The organism is Planctomycetota bacterium (assembly GCA_035384565.1).
Lineage (GTDB): Bacteria > Planctomycetota > PUPC01 > DSUN01 > DSUN01 > DAOOIT01.
Genome location: DAOOIT010000030.1, coordinates 49,662 through 71,105, shown reverse-complemented (window position 1 = coordinate 71,105; position 21,444 = coordinate 49,662). Strand labels below are relative to the sequence as shown.

Below are 21,444 nucleotides of genomic sequence, written 5' to 3'. Positions count from 1 at the left end.
GCGGCTCGGAGGCGGCCGGCGAAAGGATAGCCAAACGAGTAGCGACAGGCCGCCGTACCGGTTCTTTGACAAGACGAAGCCTGATACGTGATACGTGATCCGTGATGCGTGATGCGTGATGCGTGATGCGTGAGAAGAGAAGACCGGCAGGTGTTCTTCTCTGGTCACGCGTCACGCGTCACGGGTCATGCCTGGCCTGCCCGCATCGCAAGGTGCGGGGGGGATGGTGCGCCACGAGCGCGGCAGGGGTTACCTGCTGGCCGCGAATCGGTAACGGCCCGAGGCGACCTCGACGATGGCGCATGTGCGCTCGGTGCGAATCAGCCGCACGCCCTCGGCCCTGGCAATGGGCTTGCCGCTTTCGGTGACGCCCGATGGCTTGCGCGAGGGGATAACGACCGTGGCCGAGGAGTTCGGCGGAATCGTCACGTCGAGCACCAGCTTGCCCCTCGCCAGCTTCCAGTGGGTCTCGATGGGGCCGCGAATGCTGCGATAGCCCACGCGCGCCTCGGTGAGCGTGCCGCCAGGCTGCGGCTCGATGGTGAACGGCGGGAAGCCCTCGATCAGGCCGGACCGCACGAGGCGGATGCCGCCGATGTTCTCGACCATCCACTGGTAGACGGCGCCGAAGGCGTAGTGGGCGAAGGAGTTCATGCCGGGGTCCTGGAAGCCCTTCTCGGGCGTCCAGCCGTCCCACCGCTCCCAGATGCTGGTGGCGCCGTGCTTGATGGAGAAGCCCCAGCCGGGGAACTTGTCGCTCTGGATGAGGCGATAGGCCACGTCGTTGCGGCCGATCTTCGCCAGGGCGAGCATCAGGTCTTTGGTGCCGACGAAGCCGGTCGAGAGGCGCCAGCCGCGGGCCTTGATGTCGGCGACCAGGTGCTTCGCCGCGAGTTTCTCCACGTTGGGGTCGAGCAGGCCGTAGGCGATGGCGAGGACGTAGGCGCACTGGGTGTCGCCCTTGATCCGCCCGTCGGGCGCGACGAACGCCTTGTTGAAGGCAGCCTTGATTCCCTCGAAGAGGTGGCGGTGCTTCGCCGCATCGTCGGCCCGGCCGAGGGCCTCGGCCGCGCGGGCCAACAGGTCGGTGCTGTGGGCGAAGTAGGCGGTGAGGATGACGTCCTTCGGCGTGTCGGCGTTGATGCTCAACCAGTCGCCGAAGCAGTGGAACTTCTCGGGGGGCAAGAGGTCGGGCGTGCAGCGGGCACGGGAGAACTCGACGAAGCGGGCCATCGCGTCGTAGTGGCGTTCGAGGATGCGGCGGTCGCCGTAGACCTCGTAGAGGGTCCAGGGGCAGATGACGCCGGCGTCGGCCCAGGCGGGGCCGCCGTCGTCGCCCGCGACCTTGAGGGGGGCGACCATCGGGAACTGGCCGTCGGCGCGCTGCGCGTCGTCGAGGTCAATGAGCCACTTGGTGAAGAACGCCTGCACGTCGGCGTTGAGGGCGGCGGCGCGGATGTAGACCTGGGCGTCGCCCATCCAGCCCAGGCGCTCGTCGCGCTGCGGGCAGTCGGTGGGCACCTCGATGAAGTTCGCCCGCTGGGTCCAGTAGATGTTGGTGTGGAGCTGGTTGAGCATCGGGTCGGAGCAGAGGAAGGAGCCGGCGACGGGCGTGTCGCTGCTGAGGGCGACGCCGATCACGGTGTCCTTCGTGGGCTTTCGCTCCAGCCCCGTGACTTCGATGAACTGGAAGCCGTGGAAGGTGAAGCGGGGCTGCCAGACCTCGACGCCGCGCCCGCGGCAGATGTAGGTGTCGGTCGCGCGGGCGGTGCGGAGGTTGGTGGTGTAGAGGGTGCCGTCGGGGTTGAGGCGTTCGGCGAAGCGGAGGGTGATCTTCTGGCCGGGCCTGCCTTTGACCGTGAGGCGTGGGACGCCGGCGAAGTTGCGGCCCATGTCGAGCACCCAGGCGCCGGGCGTCGGCTGGGCGATGCGCTCGGCCCTGAACTCTTCGATGGCGATGACGGGGGGGCCGGGATGTGGCTGGACGAGGGGCGAGAGCTCGGCCCCCGTGTCCACGGCGGCCCAGCTTGAGTCGTCGAAGCCGGGCTTGGCCCAGTTGGGCATCGCCTTGCGTGCGTCGTGGGTCTCGCCCATCAGGATGTCGGCTTCGAGGGTGGGGCCTGTGGCGGCCCGCCACGCGGGGCTGGTGGCGACGGCGTCCGAGGTGCCGTCGGCGTATTCGATGTGGAGCTGGGCGCGGAAGCGGGGCCGTCGGCCGTAGTTGTCGCGGAAGCGCTGCCAGCCGATGTGGCCGCTGAACCAGCCGTCGGCCAGAATAGCGCCGAGGGCGTTCTGGCCCTGGCGCAGGAGCTTCGTCACGTCGTAGGCGCGGGCGTAGACGCGCTTCGTGTAGTCGGTCCAGCCGGGGTCGAAGCAGGTGTGGTTGACGCGCCTGCCGTTGAGGTGGGCGTCGAACCAGCCGAAGGCGGTAGCATAGAGCGTGGCCTGCTTCACCTTCTTCGTCACCTGGAACGCCGTGCGGAGGTGGACGGGGGGCGGGAGGATGAGGTTGGCGGGCTCGGATTGGCGCGGGCCGGTCTGGCCGTCGGGAAGGGCGCGGGGCGCGTCGTAGCCGATCCAGTCGGCCCGCCAGTCGGCTTGCTCGAGGAGGCCCATTGACCAGAGGGCGGGACGGCTCCACGGCGAGGGCGTGCCGTCCTTGTCCCACACCTTCACCTTCCAGTGGCAGCGGAGGCCGGAGGCGAGGGGCTTGCCGGAGTAGACGATGGCCGTTGTGTCGTCGCTGGCCACCTGGCCGCTGTCCCACAGGTCGCCGTGGTTGCGGCGGAGAAGCTGCGGGCTGCTGGCGACGAGGATGCGGTAGGCGGTCTGCCGCTGGCCACGTTGCTTCGATTCGAGGAGCCAGCTCAGCCGGGGCTGGGTTTCGCCGATGCCCATCGGGTCAAGCCGGTACTCGCAGCGGAGATATGCGGGCGCCAGTGAAGGTCGGTGTTTCGCAGCCATCGGGTCTCCTTTGTGCTCGCAGTGCGGGCTTCAGCCCGTATCTTCGCCGCCGAGTCGCCAGTCCGGGATTCGGCCTGAAGGCCGCACTACGAGCCTCTACCTTTTCTTCGGTGGTGGGGCCATGAGGGGGTAGCAGTCCACGACCTTTCCATTCCAGGCTTCATCAATGGGGATGAGGTCTTCGCTGGGGCCGCCGCCGTCCTTGACGAGGCGGTTGTAGCCGGTGGTTGTGGGGCGGCTGCCTTCCTTGACGAGGATGCGCGAGACGAAGCACGGCTTGCCGTCGGCCACGCGCATGCCGCCGTTGAGGGGGAGGCGGTTGGCGGCCTCGCGGACGAATTGGGGGGCGTAGCGCACTTTCGCGCCCTTCGGCACCTTGAGGGGGGTGGCGCCCAGGGTGGTGCGGAAGAGCGGCTTGCCGCTGGCGGCGTCGAGCGCCCAGATGCGGATGCCGCCGTCGAGCTCGGCGTGGCGGCCTGCGGCGACCCACAGGCGGCCGTCGTGGACGGCGACGCCGTAGACGGGCCAGGTGCTTTCGAGCTGGCCGTCCATCACGATGAGGCGTTCGGCGGGGGCGGCGAGGAAGCGCCAGCGCTCGGCGCCGGTGGCCAGGTCGAGGCAGTAGAGGCGGCCATCGGTGCAGCCGACGTAGACACGCCCGTCGGCCACGGCCGGGGCGACGCGGATGCGGGCGGGGGCGGTGAAGCTCCAGAGCGGCTGGCCGTCCCTCGTGGCGGCGAGGCGGTGGCGGTGCACGTCGGCGACGAGTGCGATGCCGTCGGCCTCGACGGGCGGGGTGCGGCCCTCGGGGAAGTAGAAGACGAAGGGATTGGGCTGCCACTCGCGCGCGGCGATGGGGGTGTTTGTGGGCGGGGCCTCCGCGCCCCGCGTCCGCTCGCCGCTCCCGGGCACATCGGGCGGCTCGGGCGGCGCGCCGTGGGCGTCGAGGCGCCGCTCGTCGGGGACCTCGGGCCGCGGGGGCTCGGGGCTGACCGCGATGAGGCCGCGCACGGGGTTGATGCAGGTGCAGGTGACGTTGGAGCCGAAGTAGACGTGGCCGTGGGCGGGGAAGGCGGGGAACGAGCAGTCGCTGCGGCCGTAGGCGTACTGGGTCACGTTGAGATCGCGGTCCACCCAGGTCGTCAGGCCGTAGATCAGCCAGTCGTCGGTGGCGGAGAGGCGGACGCAGCGCTGGTTGTAGGGCAGGAGCCACCAGAACTCCTCGCCCGTGGCGTAGTCGTAGGCGAGGAGGTTGTTGAACGGCCCCCAGATGAGAATCTGCCGGTCGCGGACGACGGCGGAGGCGAGCATGACGTTGTAGTCGGCCTTGCGCTTGGGCGAGTGCCAGCGGACGGCGCCGTCGGCGGGGTTGAGGACCCAGAGTTCGTGGTCGCCGTCGTCGCCGAGGTTGGTCACGGGGTCGAAGACCACGAGGGCATCGTCCGAGAGCACAAGGTCGCTGGTCTCCTCGCCGGCGAGGGCGTCGTTGCGCCAGAGCTGCCTGCCCTCGGCGATGCAGGTGATCGCGGCGGTGTTGTGCTTGCACCAGCGGGCGTAGTTGCGGACGGGGTTGTCGGTCTCCTGGACGAAGACGCGGGAGCCGTCGGCGGCGGCGCAGGCGTTGCCGATGCCCTTCTGCGTCGTGAACTCCCAGCGGCGCGCGCCGGTGGCGATGTCGAGGGCGACCACGCGGTTCTCGTGTGCCTGGATGAGCGTCTTGCCGCAGGCGAAGAGAAGGGCATTGCTGTCGGCGCCCTTCGGCTCGCGGTTGCGCTTCAGCCCCTGGTCGAAGGTGCGGACGGTCTTGCCGGTCCGCGCATCGGCGGCGGCGGCGAAGCCGGTGCCCACGTCGGGGAAGTGGAACACGAGGTCGCGGGTGCCCACGAACTCGGCGGGCCAGGGGTGATGTGGCCGCCCGGTCGGCGCGCTCCAGAGGAGCAGGCCGTTGAAGGCGTCGCGGCAGCGCAGCTCGGCGGGCTGACGCCTCCTGCGTTCGTCCCTTGTCAGCTCGAGGGGCGAGAAGAGCCGCCCGCCCGCCACCCGCACGTCGTAGAGCAGTTGCGACACGATCCACTTGAGCGACGTAGCTGGCTTCACCAGCTTGTCGTGCGAGACCGCGTTCGCCTCCGGCCCGTAGCACCAGTGGGTCCAGTCGTCGGCCCCTTGGGGCCACGGCTTCACCGTCTTGGCCCAGCGGCCCCCCAGCCGCACCAGCGCCACGCCGTTGGGCGCCAGAACGCGGAGGGCTTCCTCCTGGCGCCACGCGCCGACGCCAAGGGCATCGCAGTCCGCCACCAGGAGATTGACCAGATCGCTCGCATAGGGCATCGGGCCGCCGTCCCAGCGGTCCACGGCGACCAGCCCCTCGGCGCCCGCCTGGCGCGCGGCGGCCCGTGCCGCGGCAGCCGCCGCGGGGTCGAGGGCGAGGCCGTGCACGACGAACCCGCCCGTGGCGGCGAGCCCTGTGACGAACGAGCCGTCGGTGCAGCCGGCGTGGACGGCGAGGCCGGCCTCGATGCCGCTCTCGCGGAGCACATCCTGGGCCTGCGGCTCTGCGGCCCACACCCACGCGGTGGCTAGTGCCATGCACAACGCGGCAATCTCGTTGCGTCGCCTCACGGCAATGCCCTCTCAGTAGCGGTCAATGGTGAAGGTGCGGGATTCGCCTTTCTTGAGCTGAAGCCACACGGTGCCCGTCCAGCCGTTGAACAGGGCATAGCCGCGGCCGAGGCGGTGGTCGTTCTCCTTCGGCTCGTCGGTGATGTTGTCGGCGGGCAGGCCGTCGAGGGGCACGATGCCGGTGAACTCGCGCCAGAGCTTCTCGACCTTGACACCGAGGCGGGCCAAGTCGAGGTCGAGCTTCACAAGCGTCGGCTTCTTCTCGTCGCCGCTCGCATTGGCCACGTGGAACAGGACGCTTCCGGGCCGCTGCCAGGCCAGCGCCCCCTTGGCCTCGAAGCCGGCCAGCGGCCTCGCCGTGTTGATGCCCCAGTCGAGGACCTCGCGGCGTGGGGACACGCCGCCCACAGCCGAAGCCGGGAACAGGTCCTTCCACGCTGCATCGTTGATCGGCTGGTCCTCCCAGTGGAGGACGAGGTAGCGGACGTCGTGGTAGAAGACGCTGAAGCCATCAAGGACGCCGGTGGCGGGGTCGAGCTTGGGGGCAAGGGGCGGGACGATCTTCTGGCGGGCGTGTTCGTGCTTCTTCGCGTCCTCGGGGTCGCCGGGCAGTTCCTCGTACCACTTGAGGTGGCCGAGGTAGCGGTACTGGGCGGGGTTGTTGAAGAGCTGGCGAACCCGCAGTCGCTCCCCTGAGAGGCCGGCGGGCACGCCGAGCGCTTTGAGGTCGAGCCGGGTGCGGAAGGGCCGCGTCTGCTCCTTGCCGGCCTCGTCAGGGCCGTAGTTGCACACGGCCAGGACCGCCGAGCCGGGCCGCTTCCAGAGGCTGAGGAGGAGGCCGGGCGTCAGCTCCTTGACGACGTGGCTGTTTCGCCAGTAGGGGATGAACTCGATGTCGGGGCGGCTGATGCCCCAGTGCTTGAACGCCTGGTGGTTGAAGATGCTGCCCTGGAGGCCGCCCATCACGGCGTCGTGCATCGAGGGCCACGTCGGATTCATGAAGCCCAGGTGGCTGATGTTCACGCCGAAGTTGTGCGAGCACGACCCCGCGATCATCCTGTCGCTGGGGTAGACGCTGATCGGGTCGAGCATCGGGTATTCGGAATCGAGGATGGAGTCGGCGAAGGGGAGTGCCTTGAGGCAGATTGAGTTGGTGGCGTGGCCGCTGACGCCGCCGGGGTATTGCCCGGTCTCCTGCATCAGCGCCCAGACGCGCTTGTACCACGCGCGGAGGTTCGAGGCGTCGCTCTCGGGCTGGATGCGGCCGTCGGGCAGGCGATAGCCGAAGCCTGCGGCCAGCGCGCGGGCGAAGTGGCCCGTGAAGCTGATGTCGTAGTAGAAGTGCGTGCAGCCGCCCTCGCGGATCTGGCGGTTCTGGAGCCACATCATGTAGTCGCGGTAGGTGGGCGACAGGATTTCGCCGCCGGGCACCCAGTCGCCGGCGAAGTACTCGTAGACGCCCGGCTCGACGGTCTTGTTCATGTAGCCGCGGAGGGCGATCTGGTTGTTGGTCCACATGCCCAGGCGGGCCGAGCCGTCGTAGAGGCCGCGGAGCGAGAGCTTGTCGCACTCGGCCTTGCAGTAGGCGTAGTACTCGGGCCACCGCTTCTCGTCGGGGAACGGCGGGCTGAGGATCGAGAAGAAGTCCTGCCCCGTGTCCCAGTTCACCTTGTATTTTCCGCCCGAGAAGCCGTTGGCGGCGGAGACCTGGTTGAGGCGCCAGCCGGGGATGAGGTGGCGGAAGGGCGTGGCGTTGTAGCCGAAGCGAAGCGTCCGCGGCTCGGCGAGGCGAAGCGGCTTCTTGCCGGGATAGCTGCCGACGATGTTGTTGCGGATGATGACGGCCTTGCCATCGCGGACAAGGGAGTGGGCCGCCACCTTGTCGTCGGGCTCCCAGCCGCGGTCGGAGTCGGCGGTCCAGAGCAGGCCGCGGCGCTCGGTGCCGAGCCAGAGGTTGTCGGTGAAGCTGCCCGTGGTCATGCCCGAGCCCGTGAGGCCGATGCCCGTCAGCGTGTTCCACACCTCTGTAGCCGCAACCGTCCCGGTTGCGGGCGGCGCAGCTGCAAGCGTCCCGCTTGCAGAAGGCGCGACAACCGGGACGGTTGTCGCCACAGGCACTTTGCCGATCGAGCGGGCGCAGTAGTTGTTGCCCTGGCCGACGCAGGACATGTGCAGCCCGTCGCGGTCGTCGAGCGGCCACTCGATGCGAAGCTCCTCGATCTCGACTGGGCCGGCGTCGGGAGCGCAAGTGAGCTGAAGCTCGACAAGGCCATCCTGCTCGACCGAGCCTTTGGCGGTGAAGACGAGGCCAGCGGCCTTCGAAGGCGAGCCTTCGAACTCGGTCCGCCAGTCCTTGCTGCTGGTGATCTTCGCCTTTCGGCCTGTAGGCACGACGTATTCCTTGCCGCCGACCTTCACGATAATGCGGGCAGGAGCGGCTAGCACGTCGCCGCCGTTCGCCTCAATCTGGCGGGGCAGGCCGAGCGAATCGAGGTGGTAGACTCGGCGGGTGCAGGCGATCTTGGTGCCGCCGCCGAACGGGCCGTTGCCACTCACGCGCAGCGGCTCGAAAGGCGCGAGCACCTTCTCGGTGTCGCCGAGCTTGTTGCCCCACCACTTGGCGAACTCCTTCGCCTCGTCTTTCTTGGCCAGCTTGATGTCGTCGCGGGTCAGCAGCGGCTTGCCGGCGGCGTCCACCAGGCTGATCTTCACCTGATATTCGCCGGGCTGCACGCTGGGGAGCTCGACCAGGTCTTCATACTTGTGGTAGACGAAGTGGCCGAGGCGACCCTTCTTCACGGACTTGGCGTCCTTCGTGATCTCGTACTCGGCGCCGGCGGGTTTTGCGCCGGCGGGCAGCGGCGCGTCGAGGGTGTCGGCGCTGAGGAAGAGCAGGCCGCGGACGGGGTTCCAGTTGGCCTCGCACTCAAGGATGTGGGGGCGCGGCCTGGCTGCGAGGTAGCTCTTGTCTGTGCCCTGGAAGGCCAGGTGGTAGGTGTAGACCTGCTCGTCGCCGACGGTGACGCTGTAGGTGTACCAGGACAGCTCGCCCGGCTCCTTGCCGTCGGGCTTGGGATAGGCGAGGCCGGGGAATGCCTTCGCCACGTCGAAGCGGACCGAGCCTTTCGCGGGAATCTCTAGTGTCTTCTCCTCCTGAACGACTGGCTTGGCGTTCTCGGGCAGGCCGCGGTCGCGCGCCCGGCCCATCTTGCCGTGGAGGACCGCCGCGGCGGCCTTGACGCTCACGGGCTTGTCGGAGGGGTTGTAGATGACGCTCTTGAGGTCGAGCCGCCCGTCGTGCAGGCCGCTCAGCTCCTCGATTTGCACGTAAGGCTTGTCGGCGGTGAGGACCGTGCGGGGGAAGCCGTAGTGCTCGAGGTGGCCCGAGGCGGACGGCACGTCGAGCCACTGCCAGTCGGGGTTCTTCAGCGGGGCGGCGAGAAGGATGTCCATCTTGTCGCCCGCCTTGTGCTCCACGGGCATCTCCAGGTCGGCCAGGTCGGCCGCAAGCTCCATCTCCCACCACTGCTTCCCGCCCGTCTCGTGAATTCTGTTGGCGATGGCCATGTTCGGCCGCCAGTTGAAGAGGTTCTGGCCGATGGAGGGATAGAGCTTCATGAACTCGCCGCTGCCGAGCGAGTTGATGACGAACTTGAGGAAGCTGGAGACCTGCCCCGGCAGCTTGTTGCGGTCGTGGAGGAAGACGCCCAGCTCATAGGAATCGTCGAAGACCACGCCCGCAGTGTACTTCTCGCGCTTGCTGCGATAGAGGCGGTGGCCGGGCAGGATGTCGGAGCGGGCCGCGATGTAGATGTGCTGCGGGTCCCAGGCGACCCAGAAGGAGATGGGGCGGTCGCGGTAAGCTAGGGAGCTGGTCCAGACCACGCCCATCACCTTCACCGCCTCGCGCCACTCGTCGGCGCCGATCGTGCCGTCAATTGTCGGCGACTTGGACATGCGCGGCACATTGAACCGCGGCACGAACTGCTCGTCGTAGGCCAGGCCGCCAGCGAGGGAGGAGGCCGCGAAGCAGATGGTCGCGCACAGGGCGACCCATGGTCCGATTCCCTTCATCTCAGCCCCTTTCGATGAGGAGTGCTGGCGATCGTAGGGCGTGGGTACTTGCACGCCGAAGGAACGAGCGCCGGCCATGGTCCGCGGCTCCCGAGTGCATGTATGCACACCCTACAAGGAACGCCGGCAGGCCATGGTCCGCGGGTCCCGCGTGCAGGTGTGCACGCCGCAGCGAGAACCTCCTCACAGCGCCCAGCCTTTGCGGTATTCGCCCATCTTGAGGGCTTTGTCGGCCTCTTCGTTGTTGGTGATCTTGCCCTCGAGCGGGTCGTATTCGAGCACGCCCTCGAACTGTGTGGCGATGTTGCCGAGCATGTTGAACTCGGTGAGCGGGCCGGCGTAGTCGTAGTTGGCCCAGGCCGGCTTGCCGCCGCGGCAGGCGAGCAGCCAGTCGCGCTCGTGGCCCGCCGAGCGTTCGACCTTTTCCGGCATGTCCTTCTTCACGTCCTTGAACTTCTCGGCAGGCATCATGACAAACGTGGCGTTGTGGCCGCTGGCGAGGATTTTGCCCTCCGTGCCGATGATGAGGTGGCCGGCCCAGTCGCCCCAGTCCTTCGGCCCCCAGCCGAGTTCGCGGCCGAGGAGCTTGCTGAGGTCGTCCTTGACGTTCGGGCGGGCGCTGCCGTTGTGCCAGTGGAAGGTGATGGGCGGGAGTTCGCCGCGTTTGGGGATGTGCCACTGGACGTGTTCCCACTTGGGGAACGACAGGCGGTTGATGCGGTTGACCTGGGCCTCGACCTTGATGCGGGGCTTCGCCGCAGGCTCGGCAAACCACAGGGTGTCCACCTGGAGCGCGCGGAAGGCGAGGTTCTGGGTGTGCGAGGCCCAGTTGCCGAGGTTGGCGGTGCCGAAGTCGCGCCAGTGCCCCCAGAAGAGCCACCGGGGATGGAAGGGGCGGAACGCGGCGGGGCCGAGCCAGAGGTCCCAGTTCAGGTAGGGCGGCACCTTGGCCTCGTCCTTGGGCGCCTCGGAGTGGTCGGAGCTGCCTTGGTCGTTCCAGGTGTGAACCTCCTGGATGGTGCCGAGGACGCCGTCGCGGATGAGCTCGAGTGCGCGGCGGTAGGGGCCGGCGCCCGTGCCCTGGTTGCCCATCGAGGTGGCGACCTTGAACTCCCTGGCCAGCTTCCGCAGGACGCGCGACTCGTGGACGGTGCGGGTGAGTGGCTTCTCGGTGTAGACGTGTTTGCCCGCGCGGATGGCGTAGGCCGAGGCGACGGCGTGCGTGTGGTCGGGCGTGGCCACGACGACGGCGTCAATTTCCTTCCCCTTCTCGTCGAGCATCTGGCGGAAGTCCTGGAACTTCGGCAGGTCGGGGAACTGGCGGTACATCTCCGTGGCCTTGCTCTCGTTCACGTCGCACAGGAAGGCCGACTTCTCCAGGCGCGAGAAGCCGAGGAGGAGTTCGCGGCCGCGCCCCCCGCAGCCGATGTGAGCGAGGGCGAGCCGGTCGTTGGCCTTGGTGCCCTGCGCCGAGGCGGCGTCGCGCAAGACGATCAGCCCTGCCCCGCCCAGCGCAGTCCTCCGAAGAAACGAGCGGCGGTTCATTGGCACCTCCTTTTGCAGCCGCAAGCGCCCCGCTTGCGGAAGAAGAGGACAACCGGGACGGCTGTCGCTACTCGCCCGCCACCTTGTCGAAGTAGGCGACGCAGGCCGCCACGTCGGCGACGGTGGGCGCGTTGACCTCGTGCTCGATAGTGATGAGCGGCTTGATGCCCTGGCGGCGAATCTCGCGGGCCACGCCCGCCAGGTCGCCCTCCCCTGCCCCGAACGTCACGCACGGGCACTTGGGGTCGTCGAACTTCGCAATGTCCTTGATGTGGAGCGACACGATGCGGCCTTCGAGCTGGCGGAGGGCGTCGGCCGGCTTGATGCCCGAGCGCGCCCAGTGGCCGGTGTCGCCGCAGACGCCGATGCGCCTGGTGCGGCCCTCGGCCGCCTTGAGGAACACCTCGGGGCTCCAGTAGCCCGAGGGCTTGGGGTGGTTGTGGACGGCGAGGCTGAGCTGGTATTCGCCGAGGAGCTTGTCGAGCATCTCGTAGGCATTGGCGGGCGGCTCGGCGACGAGGATCTCCATCCCCATCTCCTTCGCCCAGTCGAAGAGCTTGCGGCAGGCGGCCTCCTGGGCCATCGCCTGGCAGTAGCACGAGACGAGCTGGACGCCGAGGTCGGCGAGGCGGGCCTTGGCCTCCTTGCGGTCGTCGGCGGACATGGTCTCGTTGGTCACGACGTTGGGCTTCCTGGCGCTGAGCTTCTGCCAGGTGAAGCCCTCGATGTAGCGCAGGCCGAGCGCGGCCACCTGCTCGGCGGCCTCGACGAGGGCCAGGTGGCGGAAGGTGTAGGCCGTGATGCCGAAGCGCCAGCCGAGCTTCTCGCAGTTGGGCGCGCCCTTCGCGGCCTCGGCGGCGAACAGGCCGCGCGGCGCCAGCCGCACGCCCCCGCCCAGCGCCAGCGCCGTGCCCAGGAACCCACGACGATTCACCGTACCGCCCATGTTCGTCCTCCTGATTCCTGCCTCTCCCCTCCCAGAGGTCCCATACCTTCGGGAGGGTCATCGGCATTCGCTTCGTACCAGGTGTCTTGTCCTTCCCGTCCCGAACGTATGGGAACGTTCGGAAGGGCGTGGGTCACCGAGGGGCATCCGCACCAGGCACCAGCGGGTTGGGAGAAGCCAGGAGCCTGGGGATATCGCCCTGGATGGCGTCCCAGATGACACGCAGCTTGACCTCTCGGTAGTGGTGGATCAGCTTATCACGCATCCGAGCCATGTCGTTCCACGGCATCTCGGGGTGAGTAGCCTTGAACCCGTCGGAGAGCTGCTTGGCCGCTTCGCCGATGACGAGGAACTGGTGGATGACCGCGGACTGCGTTCTCCGGTCGCGCACGAACGCAGGGTAGTCCATTTCCTGCGCAAACTCCAGGATGTCTCGGCACGCCTGGGCCAGATCGAGCAGAAGGGGCAGGTCATGCGGCATAGATCGTTCTCGCCGTGCTCAGGATCTCTGTGCGGCGAAGCCAGTTGCGGCTCCCCTCCACCGCCTCGCGATCCACGAGGTCCACTTCCCTGCCGAGGATCTCGATCAGTTCGTTTTCCATGTGGAAGTGATCGAAGAGGGTCCAGTGAGCATCCGGGGCGAACGTGGCGAGGAGATCGAGATCGCTGTCGGGCCCGAAGTCATCGCGCGCGGCCGAGCCGAAGAGGGCCAGCTCGGTGATCTTCCACTTGCGGCAGAAGGCCGCGATGCGCTCCATGGGCAGTGCGGTCGCGATGGCGCTCACGGTGCGATTCTCCTTCTGCGTTCATCATGCCGCCGAGCGCCTTGCGGCGCAAGCGCGGCGCCCCCGCGGACGCGCGGAACAAGGCCGACGGGGACTCCCGGGCCGGCTCCTACAGGCTCCACCCCTCGCGGTACTCGCAGCGAAGCGCCTTGTCGGCCTCGGCGTGGTTCACGATCTTCATCTCCACGGGGTCGTACTCGAGCGTGCCCTCGAATTGCGTGGCCACGTTGCCGAGCTGGAGGAACTCGTTGAGGGCGCTGGCGTAGTCGAAGTTGGCCCACGCCGGCTTGCCGCCGCGGACGGCGTTGAGCCAGTCGCGCTCGTGGCCGGCCGAGGCATCGAGGGTCTCGGGACTGTCCGTCTTCACGTCCTTGAACGCCTCGTCGGGCACGAGGGCGATGGTGGTGTTGTGCTCGGTAGCACGCAGGCGGCCCTTGGAGCCGACGATGACGGTCCCTCCGTGGTGCTTCCACTTCTTGTCGCCCTTGTCGCCCCAGTCGAGCTCGATGCCCGCAAGCTTCTCGAGCGTGTCGCGGGTGCCGATGTCGCGGCCGTTGTGCCAGGTGATGACAACGGGCGGCAGGTCGCCGCGGGCCGGCACCTCGTAGCGCACCATCTCCCACTTGGGGAACGACAGGCGGTTGAGGTTCGACACCTTGGCCTCGATGCGCAGGAGCGGGTGGGGCTGCTTCGGGGGTTCGGCGAGCCAGAGGTCGTGGACTCTCATGGCCATGAAAGCGAGGTTGGCGCTGTGCGAGCCCCAGTTGCCGAGCTGGTTGGTGCCGAAGTCGCGCCAGCTTCCCCACCAGAGCCATCGGGGATGGAACGGGCGGGCGGCGCAGGGGCCGAGCCAGAGGTCCCAGTTCAGATAGGGCGGCGCTTTCGCCTCCTCCTTGGGCGGCTCGGGGTGGTTGGCCCCTCCGCCGCAGTTCCACACGTGGGCCTCCTGGATATCGCCGAGCGTGCCGTTGCGGACGAGTTCGATGCCGCGGCGGAACTGGCCGCTGGCCGTGCCCTGGTTGCCCATCGAGGTGGCTACCTTGTGCTTGCGGGCCAGCTCGCGCAATGCGCGCGACTCGAACACGAGCCGCGTGAGCGGTTTCTCGGTGTAGACGGGCTTCCCCGCGCGGATCGCGCAGGCCGACGCCACGGCGTGCGTGTGGTCGGGCGTGGCGACCACCACGGCGTCTATCTCCTTCCCCTTCTCGTCGAGCATCTGGCGGAAGTCCTGGAACCGCGGCACATCGGGAAACTGCTTGAACATCTCGGCCGCCTTGGACTCGTTGACGTCGGCGAAGGCGGCCGGGGTCTCCATCCGCGACATCGTGAGCAGCAGCTCGCGGCCGCGCCCGCCCACGCCCACGTGCGCGGTGCGGAGTTTCGAGTTTGCCTCGGCGCCGCGCGCCGAGCGGGCATCGCGCAGCACCACCAGCCCCGCCGCCCCGCCGACGCTGGAGGAAAGGAACGAGCGGCGGTTCACTTGCAACGCCATCGCCGGCCCCCCGAAACATGGTGGCTCCCCTGCTGGCGCTAGGCTAGCAAGTCATCGCCGGGATTGCAACAGACGCTCCCTGACATGAATGGCGCGAGGATAAGGCAACTGGTCACTCGCCCGCCAAAGGCGAAGACCGCCCAAAAGCGGGACTCGCAGCAGGTTATCAACTCGTTGGGGGTCCCGCCTTCAGGCGGCGTTGCTTCATCTTCACGCCATTCCGCCCTGACACGGTGTGCGCCGGGGAGCCTTGCATACTTGAACAACTATGCAAGGCCCTCCCGCAGCACACGTGGGCGGGCCGATTGCTGGTCAGCGTCCCGGGGCGGAATGGGGCGTTTCGACCTGCTCGGTGCTCACGACGCAGTCGCGGTCGTCGAACAGGTTGATGTAGTAGACAGTCACGCCGTCGGGAAGTGCCGCCGTGGCCTTGCCGGGAGCGAGTTGGGCGGGAACCGCCTCCCACTTGCGGTCCTGCCACTTGCCCACGTCGCGGGTGAAGCACAACTCGGCCTTGGCGATCGGGCGCTGGCTCTCAAAGGCCACCCACACCCGGTCGTCATCGCGGCCCTGGCCTGCGATGCGCGGCAGCGGGTCGCCGCCTTTGAGGATGCTGTCGGCGAAGGCGTGAATCTCCTTGGGCGCCTCGCCCGCCGGGCCGTGGCCGTGGGGCATGCGGATGCGGACGCACAGCGTCCTCGGCCCCTTGGGCAGCCGATACGACTTCTGGAGCGCGTTCATCGTGTAGGCGAAGTCGTTCGTGCCCGTCACCCAGGCCATCGGCATCTTCGCAGCGGGCAAGTAGACCGACGGGTCCCACCAGCGCATCCAGCGTTCGGCGCCCTCCTTGCCCAGGGCGGCCACGCTGCCCGCAAAGCCGTGCTCGCTGGTGTAGCCGCAGCCGTAGACGGGCACGACGCACTTGAGGCGGCTGTCCACGCCCGCGATGATGCAGGCGAGGTAGCCGCCCCACGAGATGCCCGTAAGGCCAATGCGATCGGCGTCCACCTCGGGCTGAGCGGCGAGCAGCGAGTGGCCGAGGATGGCTTGGGCCACGGCGTGATAGGTCCACTGGTCCTCGCGCGCCTCGTTGATCTGGTTCCAGCCGCCCCAGCCGGGCGGGCCGCCCTGCTCGTCGCGCTGCCAGTTGCCGTAGGAGCCTCTGGGCACGCAGCCGCAGGTGTCCATCGCGATGACCGCATAGCCGCGGTCGTTCCACAGCTTCACCCAGTTGGCGAAGGCCGTGCCGCCGCCGCCGTGGACGAGGACCATTCCGGGCAGCTTCCTGCCCGGCTCGGCCTTGGGGATGCCGAGCCAGGCGAACACGCGCGTGGGCTTGCCGCGGTACGGCAGCCCCTCGTAGAAGAGCGCCCGCATCCCCTCGGCCTCAAAGCCCTCGGCGGGGACCGCCTTCGGCGGCTGAAACAGCTTCGCCGTGTCCCACACTAGGTCTTCAGCACCTCGAGCAACCGCCGCAAGGCAGAGCCCCATCGCAATGTAGCACCCGATCATGGAGGCCATCCTCATTGAGACCAATGGGTGATCCACGAAAGACCGGTGGGACTTGTGGGACCGGTGAGACGCCTGGGACGCGCCGGTGTCAGGAGTCCCACCTGTCCCACACATCCCACCGGTCCCATTCGTGCGCCCCCGCCGAACGGCCCTCAAAACGTCCTCCCAAAGTCCCGCTGCTGGGGCACGGGCACGGCGCCGGGCATGTCCATGCGCGGCTTGGCGAGGAGCGCCGCCTTGCCGCCCTCGATGGCCTTGAGGATGGCCTGGTAGCGGGGGTCATCCTTGGACTTGAAGACGGCCCTGGCGTCGTCGGCGAGGCCACCGACGCTCTTGGCCAGATTCTTCACGAGCACGCGGCTCCACTCGGGGTGGGTGAGGTTGATGTCGGTGTGCTTGACGTTGGCGACCCGCCCCTGGCGAGCCCCCGGGATTTCCCCCCCCTCCCCATCGAGGGCTTCCTGATAGGCCCTCTGGAACTCGGCAAACCACGGCAACGGCTTGCCGCGCTCGTCGAGCCAGGTGTCGCGCCCGCCGAAGCTGTGGGGGCGGGTCATGTCCCACGTGCCGTAGTAGGGCACGTTGGCGTCAATCCAGGTGTAGATGCGGCGGCGGCTCTCGTCGTCCACGTCTTTGTACTTCGTCTCGAGCAGCTTGGTGAGGCGGCTCACCCACGAGCCGGTGGCGAGCGGCGGGAAGTTGCCCGTGGGGCCCGGGTTGATGTGGTAGCGCTCGACGAGCCCAGGGGTAAAGACCAGCGTCTCGAAGGCCATGTTGAACAGGCGCGTCTTGTCGCCCGAGAGGTCAATGCCGGCGTCGGGCTTCGGGCCGCTGTGGCACTTGACGCAGTACTTGTCGAGCACGGGCTGCACCTGTCTGACGAAGTCCACCGGCCCCTCGCCCCAGGGCGGCGGCGTGATGCGGTCGGGCGGCTTGGCCAGCCGCTTCCACGACTGAAGCTGCGGCGAGGGGGCGTGGGAGCGCGATTCGTGGCAGCCGATGCAGTTCTGCGATTCGCCATTGACCAGTTGCGTGACCGTGCCCATGCGGCGCACCTCTTTGCCGTTGGCGTCGAGGGCCTGGAAGTAGAGTTCGACACCCGCGGGCGCGGTGAAGTAGACCGAGCCGTCGTCGGCCACAGGCACGGTGCCGTAGTTGTGCTTGACGTAGTAAGTGCCCTCGCCAATGGCGGGATAGTGGTCGGAGTAGCGGGGGCCCTCGGTGTTGTATTTCTTGGGGAGTTGCGACATGACGCGCAGTTCCTTGACCATGCCGCGTGTCACGCCCTTGTCGAGGAGGCCCTGATAGACGTCGAAGCAGAAGAAGCGCCCCTCGCCCTTCGGGTCGGCCGGGGGCGCGCCGACGAACTGGTGGGGCCGCTGCCGCGGCCGCAGCGGCACGGGGCAGAAGCACGACAGCTCCCCGTCGTCGTAGAGCGGCGCCTTGTTGCCCTTGTCGTCAAGCAGGTACAGGCGGTAGCGCTGCGGGCCGCCCTGGAGCGGGCCGCCATACGACACGAGGAACAGGTCCTCGGCAATGGGATAGGGGTCGGTGAACGACCAGGGATAGAGCACGTCGCCCGGCCCCCAGTTGGTGTCGCGCCAGTGCTTGCCCACGGCGGGCCTGTAGGGCACCTCAGGCGTGAGGTTCACGAGGGCCTCGACGTTTTCGTGCCCGAGCGTGCGGTCAATGAGTCCAATGGCGCCCAGCGGCGGATGATGGTGGGCGGCCATGACGAACACCACCTTGCGGGTGCCGGGCACCTGCTTCGCCCCGTACATCGAGTTGGGCACCGTGAGCGTGTTGCCGTAGAAGAGTTGCACCCGCGTGCCGTCGGGGTTGATGGTCCAGAGCATTTCGTGGGTGAAGATGTTCTTGTCCTGGTACTCCCAGCGCGAGTAGAGGATCGAGCCATCGTCCATCACCGAGGGCGTGACATCGCACAGGGTGCTGTACTCGAGGCGGCGAATGTCGCTGCCGTCGGGGTTCACGGTGTAGAGGGCGCACGCCAGGTAGTCCTGGCACAGCGAATAGGACTCGACTCGGGTGGAGGCGAAGCAGATGCGGCCGTCGGGCAGGTAGACGGGGTTGAAGTCGTGATAGCGGCCGGTCGTGATCTGCCGCAGGCCCGTGCCATCGGCGTTGATCTCCCACACGTGATGCGAGTCTTCGCGCTTCGGCACATTGCGCTTGTAGGTGAAGACGAGCTTCGTGCCGTCGTAGGACGGACTCATGTCCATGATGAAGCCGGTCTTGTCCTCGAAGATCGTCTTCGGCGGCTCGTCGGGCTTGCTGGGGTCGTACGTGCAGATGGCGGAGCCGACGCCGGTCATGTGCGAGTGCATCGTGGCGTTGGTGCCGCGCAGGCCATGGCCGTTGCGCTTGAGGAAAGCGATGGGCGGGCAGCGCGACGCGGCGGGAGCGACGCCGCCGCTCGACAGCGGGTGCGCCAACGCCAGCGCCCATGCCGCTGCCAGGAGCCGCCGTCCTCTTCCGCCTGGCCGCAACGCCATCGCTTCCTTCCGAGTCGGGTAGCAGCAATCGGCAATCCAGTTGGGAACCCCGGGGCGCTGAGTAGTATATGCGGGATGGGCGCATCTGTCCACCCCTGTCGCTCGCGGGCCGCGCGGGCGGCCAAGGACCGTGCCGTTGCGCCGGCGGCTCTCCGGCGCTATACTGTGGCAGGGCCGTGTGCCGCTGCGGCCCGCTGTCGGGGCCGGCGGATGCCGAAGGAACAGGAATGGACCCAACCCACGGGAGCGCGCGCGATGGGCAGCGCCCTGGTCCCGCGCCAGAGGCGCCCTCGAAGGGGCTGGCGCAGGACGCGGCGTCTGCGCCCGCGGGCGGAGAGGTGCCTGCCCTGGACTTCGCGCGGGCGGCCAGGTCGCTGGGCGGCAAGGTGGACCTGCTGCACGAGCTGCTGGGGCTCTTCCTGGGCGAATTGCCGGGCCGCCTCGAGGCGATCCGGGCCGCTTTCGAGGGGGAGGACTTCGAGAAGCTCCGCCAGTTGGCTCACACGCTGAAGGGCTCGGCGGGCATGCTCCAGGCCCTGCGGGTGCAGGCGGCGGCCCGCGCGCTGGAGGCCGCGGCACGGAGCGGCGAGAAGGCCGCGTGCGGCGGCTCTCTGCGCCTGCTCGAGGCCGAGGCGGCCGGCCTTGCCAAGGCGGTCCGGGACCACGGCTGGTCTCGATAGCGTTGAGGTTTCGCAGGGTTTGGCGATCCTGCCCCGACTGGCCTGGGACAGGGCGTAGGCGCGCCTGCTCCTGGCGGACCTGGCGGTTCCACTGGAGGGCTCTGCGGAGCGGCCGGCGGGCGCCGCCCGCCCATGCTGTATCAACCCTGTGAGGAGGAGAGTGATACAGCATGGGCAGATGGGCGAGAATGGGCGATTCTCGCGGCTCCGGCCATTCTCGCTCACCTTCGGGATGAGCAGGTATGTGAGGAAGAGCGGCCGGAGAGTGTAAGGCATTGGGGCATAGATGGTTATGGGGTGCAGTCGCTGGCGACGCAAGACCCGCCCCGCGCTCCCCAACGGCGGCCACGTCGGGATCGCTGAGCCCTGATGAGCCAGCTCTCAGCGAATGGGTGTGTTCCGCATGACCCGCCGCCTGAAGGCGGGACTGCAAACCGGGGGGCTCCGTTGGGAGTCCCGCCTTCAGGCGGTCTGGCCACTCCGCAAGGCACGACGCCGAATCGCCGAGAGCTGCTCAGCCGGTGAACTCGCGGATGCTGGCCGCCACGTGGCGGGCCATCTGATCGGTGAGTTCGGGGTAGACGGGGATCGAGAGCACCTCGCGCGACGCCCGCTCGGCCTCGGGGAAGCTGCCCGCCGCGTAGCCGAGGCCGGCGTAGCACTTCTGAAGATGCAGCGGCACGGGGTAGTAGATGGCGTTGCCGATCTCGCGCGCGTTGAGGTGCTTCTGAAGCCCGTCGCGGTCGGCTGCGCGAAGGGTGTACTGGTTGAACACGTGCCGCCCATAGGCCTTCGCCGCGGGGGTCACCACCTTTGCCCCCGCGAGCATCTCGTCGTAGCGGCGTGCGTTGGCGGCCCGCTGGTCGCTCCAGGCGTCCAGATAGGGGAGCTTGACGCGGAGCACGGCGGCCTGGAGGGCGTCGAGGCGGCTGTTGATGCCCACTTCGTCGTGGTAGTAGCGCTGCTTGCCGCCGTGGACGCGCAGCGTGGCGATGCGAGCGGCCAGGTCCGAATCGTTGGTCGTCACGGCCCCGCCGTCGCCGAAGCCGCCGAGGTTCTTGCTGGGGAAGAAGCTGAAGCAGGCCACGCGGCCCAGGACGCCCGACCTTCGGCCCTTGTATTCGGCGCTGAGCGATTGCGCGGCATCCTCGATCACCGGGATGTCGCCCGCGGCGTCGAGGATCGGGTCCATGTCGGCGCACTGGCCGAACAGGTGCACGGGCAGGATCGCCTTGGTCCGCCGCGTGATGGCCTTCCTGACCAGGGCGGGGTTGATGTTGAACGTGTCCGGCTCGATGTCCACGAACACGGGCGTGGCGCCCACGCGCGACACGCAGCCGGCCGTGGCGAAGAAGGTGAAGGGCGTAGTCACCACCTCGTCGCCCGGCCCCACGCCGAGGGCCATGAGGGCGAGCAGGATGGCATCGGTGCCCGAGGCGCAGCCGACGGCGTGCTTCGCGCCCACGTAGGCGGCCAGTTCCTTCTCGAACGCCTCGACCTCCGGGCCGAGGATGAAGTACTGGCTGTCCATCACCGCGTCCACCACGGGCCGCACCCGGTCGCGGATCGTGGCATACTGGGCTTTGAGGTCGAGCAAGGGTACCTTCATCTCGTTTCCTTTCGCTTCACTGGCTGCTGGCAGCCAACACGGGGGATGAATGGATGGGCGGATGAAGGCCAGAGGAAACAGGGTTCTCTCGCCCATCCAGCCATCCAATCATCCCGTCATCCCCTCTCCAGGCGCTTCACGACACCATTCTCGAGGGCGTACTCCGTGCCCTGTTTGTCGCAACGGGCGCGGCCGTTGACGAACTCCAGCCGTTCGCCGCATTCGCACATCCAGCCGTGCTGGCGGGCGGGCACGCCGTAGACGACGGCGTAGGCGGGCACGTCCTTCGTCACGACGGAGCCGGCTCCGATGAAGGCGTGCTCGCCGATCGTCGTGCCGCACACGATGGTGCAGTTGGCGCCCAGGGTGGCGCCGCGCTTCACCCGCGTGGGCAGGAAGCCGGTCTCGCGGTCGCGCGGGAAGGCGCTCCGCGGGTTCATCACGTTGGTGAAGACCATCGAGGGGCCGCAGAAGACGTCGTCCTCGAGCGTCACCTTCTCGTAGACGGCGACGTTGTTCTGAATCTTGCAGTTGTTCCCGATGGTCACGTGGCTGCCGACGAAGACGTTTTGCCCCAGCACGCAGCGTTCGCCGATCTGGGCATGGGCGCACACGTGGGCGAAATGCCATATCTTGGTGCCCTTGCCGATCCGGCACGGCTGGTCAACCACCGCGGTCGGATGGATGAAGAACTCGTCGGCCATG

The 21,444-nt window shown here is 68.2% G+C and carries 13 protein-coding genes; 1 reads left to right on the top strand and 12 read right to left on the bottom strand.

The features are described from left to right. Positions 1–249: 249 nt before the first annotated feature. The 10 genes from PLE19_12600 to PLE19_12555 all read right to left on the bottom strand — a co-directional run bounded on the left by PLE19_12600 (position 250) and on the right by PLE19_12555 (position 18,450). Positions 250–2,964, bottom strand: a complete 2,715-nt coding sequence (locus tag PLE19_12600) for a family 78 glycoside hydrolase catalytic domain (protein ID HPD15787.1) — start codon at positions 2,962–2,964, stop codon at positions 250–252. 96 nt (positions 2,965–3,060) lie between these two features. Beyond that, the gene (locus PLE19_12595) at positions 3,061–5,550 is read right to left on the bottom strand and encodes a PQQ-binding-like beta-propeller repeat protein (GenBank protein ID HPD15786.1); all 2,490 of its coding nucleotides are present in this window, start codon (positions 5,548–5,550) and stop codon (positions 3,061–3,063) included. A gap of 45 nt (positions 5,551–5,595) precedes the next feature. After that, positions 5,596–9,657, bottom strand: coding sequence for a DUF6067 family protein (locus tag PLE19_12590; protein ID HPD15785.1), 4,062 nt, complete (start codon positions 9,655–9,657; stop codon positions 5,596–5,598). 183 nt (positions 9,658–9,840) lie between these two features. Beyond that, positions 9,841–11,202, bottom strand: a complete 1,362-nt coding sequence (locus tag PLE19_12585; GenBank protein HPD15784.1) for a Gfo/Idh/MocA family oxidoreductase — start codon at positions 11,200–11,202, stop codon at positions 9,841–9,843. Between the two features lie 67 nt (positions 11,203–11,269). After that, a complete protein-coding gene (locus PLE19_12580) occupies positions 11,270–12,148 on the bottom strand; it encodes a sugar phosphate isomerase/epimerase (protein ID HPD15783.1) in 879 nt (292 codons plus the stop codon). 133 nt (positions 12,149–12,281) lie between these two features. After that, positions 12,282–12,629 (bottom strand): DUF86 domain-containing protein, encoded by a 348-nt coding sequence (locus PLE19_12575; protein ID HPD15782.1) that lies wholly within the window; start codon positions 12,627–12,629, stop codon positions 12,282–12,284. Next, a complete protein-coding gene (locus tag PLE19_12570) occupies positions 12,619–12,906 on the bottom strand; it encodes a nucleotidyltransferase family protein (GenBank protein ID HPD15781.1) in 288 nt (95 codons plus the stop codon). Before PLE19_12570 ends, PLE19_12575 begins: the two co-directional genes overlap by 11 nt. 136 nt (positions 12,907–13,042) lie before the next feature. Beyond that, entirely contained in the window at positions 13,043–14,425 is a 1,383-nt protein-coding gene (locus PLE19_12565) for a Gfo/Idh/MocA family oxidoreductase (protein HPD15780.1), read from the bottom strand. A 312-nt stretch (positions 14,426–14,737) separates the two neighbouring features. After that, positions 14,738–15,937 carry an acetylxylan esterase gene (locus PLE19_12560; GenBank protein HPD15779.1) on the bottom strand — a complete coding sequence of 400 codons (1,200 nt, stop codon included), beginning with the start codon at positions 15,935–15,937 and terminating at the stop codon, positions 14,738–14,740. Between the two features lie 152 nt (positions 15,938–16,089). Then, positions 16,090–18,450, bottom strand: coding sequence for a hypothetical protein (locus tag PLE19_12555; GenBank protein ID HPD15778.1), 2,361 nt, complete (start codon positions 18,448–18,450; stop codon positions 16,090–16,092). A 227-nt stretch (positions 18,451–18,677) separates the two neighbouring features. Here PLE19_12555 and PLE19_12550 point away from each other — a divergent pair, with 227 nt between their 5' ends. After that, entirely contained in the window at positions 18,678–19,130 is a 453-nt protein-coding gene (locus PLE19_12550) for an Hpt domain-containing protein (protein HPD15777.1), read from the top strand. A 514-nt stretch (positions 19,131–19,644) separates the two neighbouring features. On the opposite strand, the gene PLE19_12545 is transcribed toward PLE19_12550, so the two are convergent. Continuing rightward, entirely contained in the window at positions 19,645–20,739 is a 1,095-nt protein-coding gene (locus tag PLE19_12545; protein HPD15776.1) for a DegT/DnrJ/EryC1/StrS family aminotransferase, read from the bottom strand. A 116-nt stretch (positions 20,740–20,855) separates the two neighbouring features. Then, the gene (locus tag PLE19_12540) at positions 20,856–21,443 is read right to left on the bottom strand and encodes an acyltransferase (protein ID HPD15775.1); all 588 of its coding nucleotides are present in this window, start codon (positions 21,441–21,443) and stop codon (positions 20,856–20,858) included. Position 21,444 lies beyond the last annotated feature (1 nt).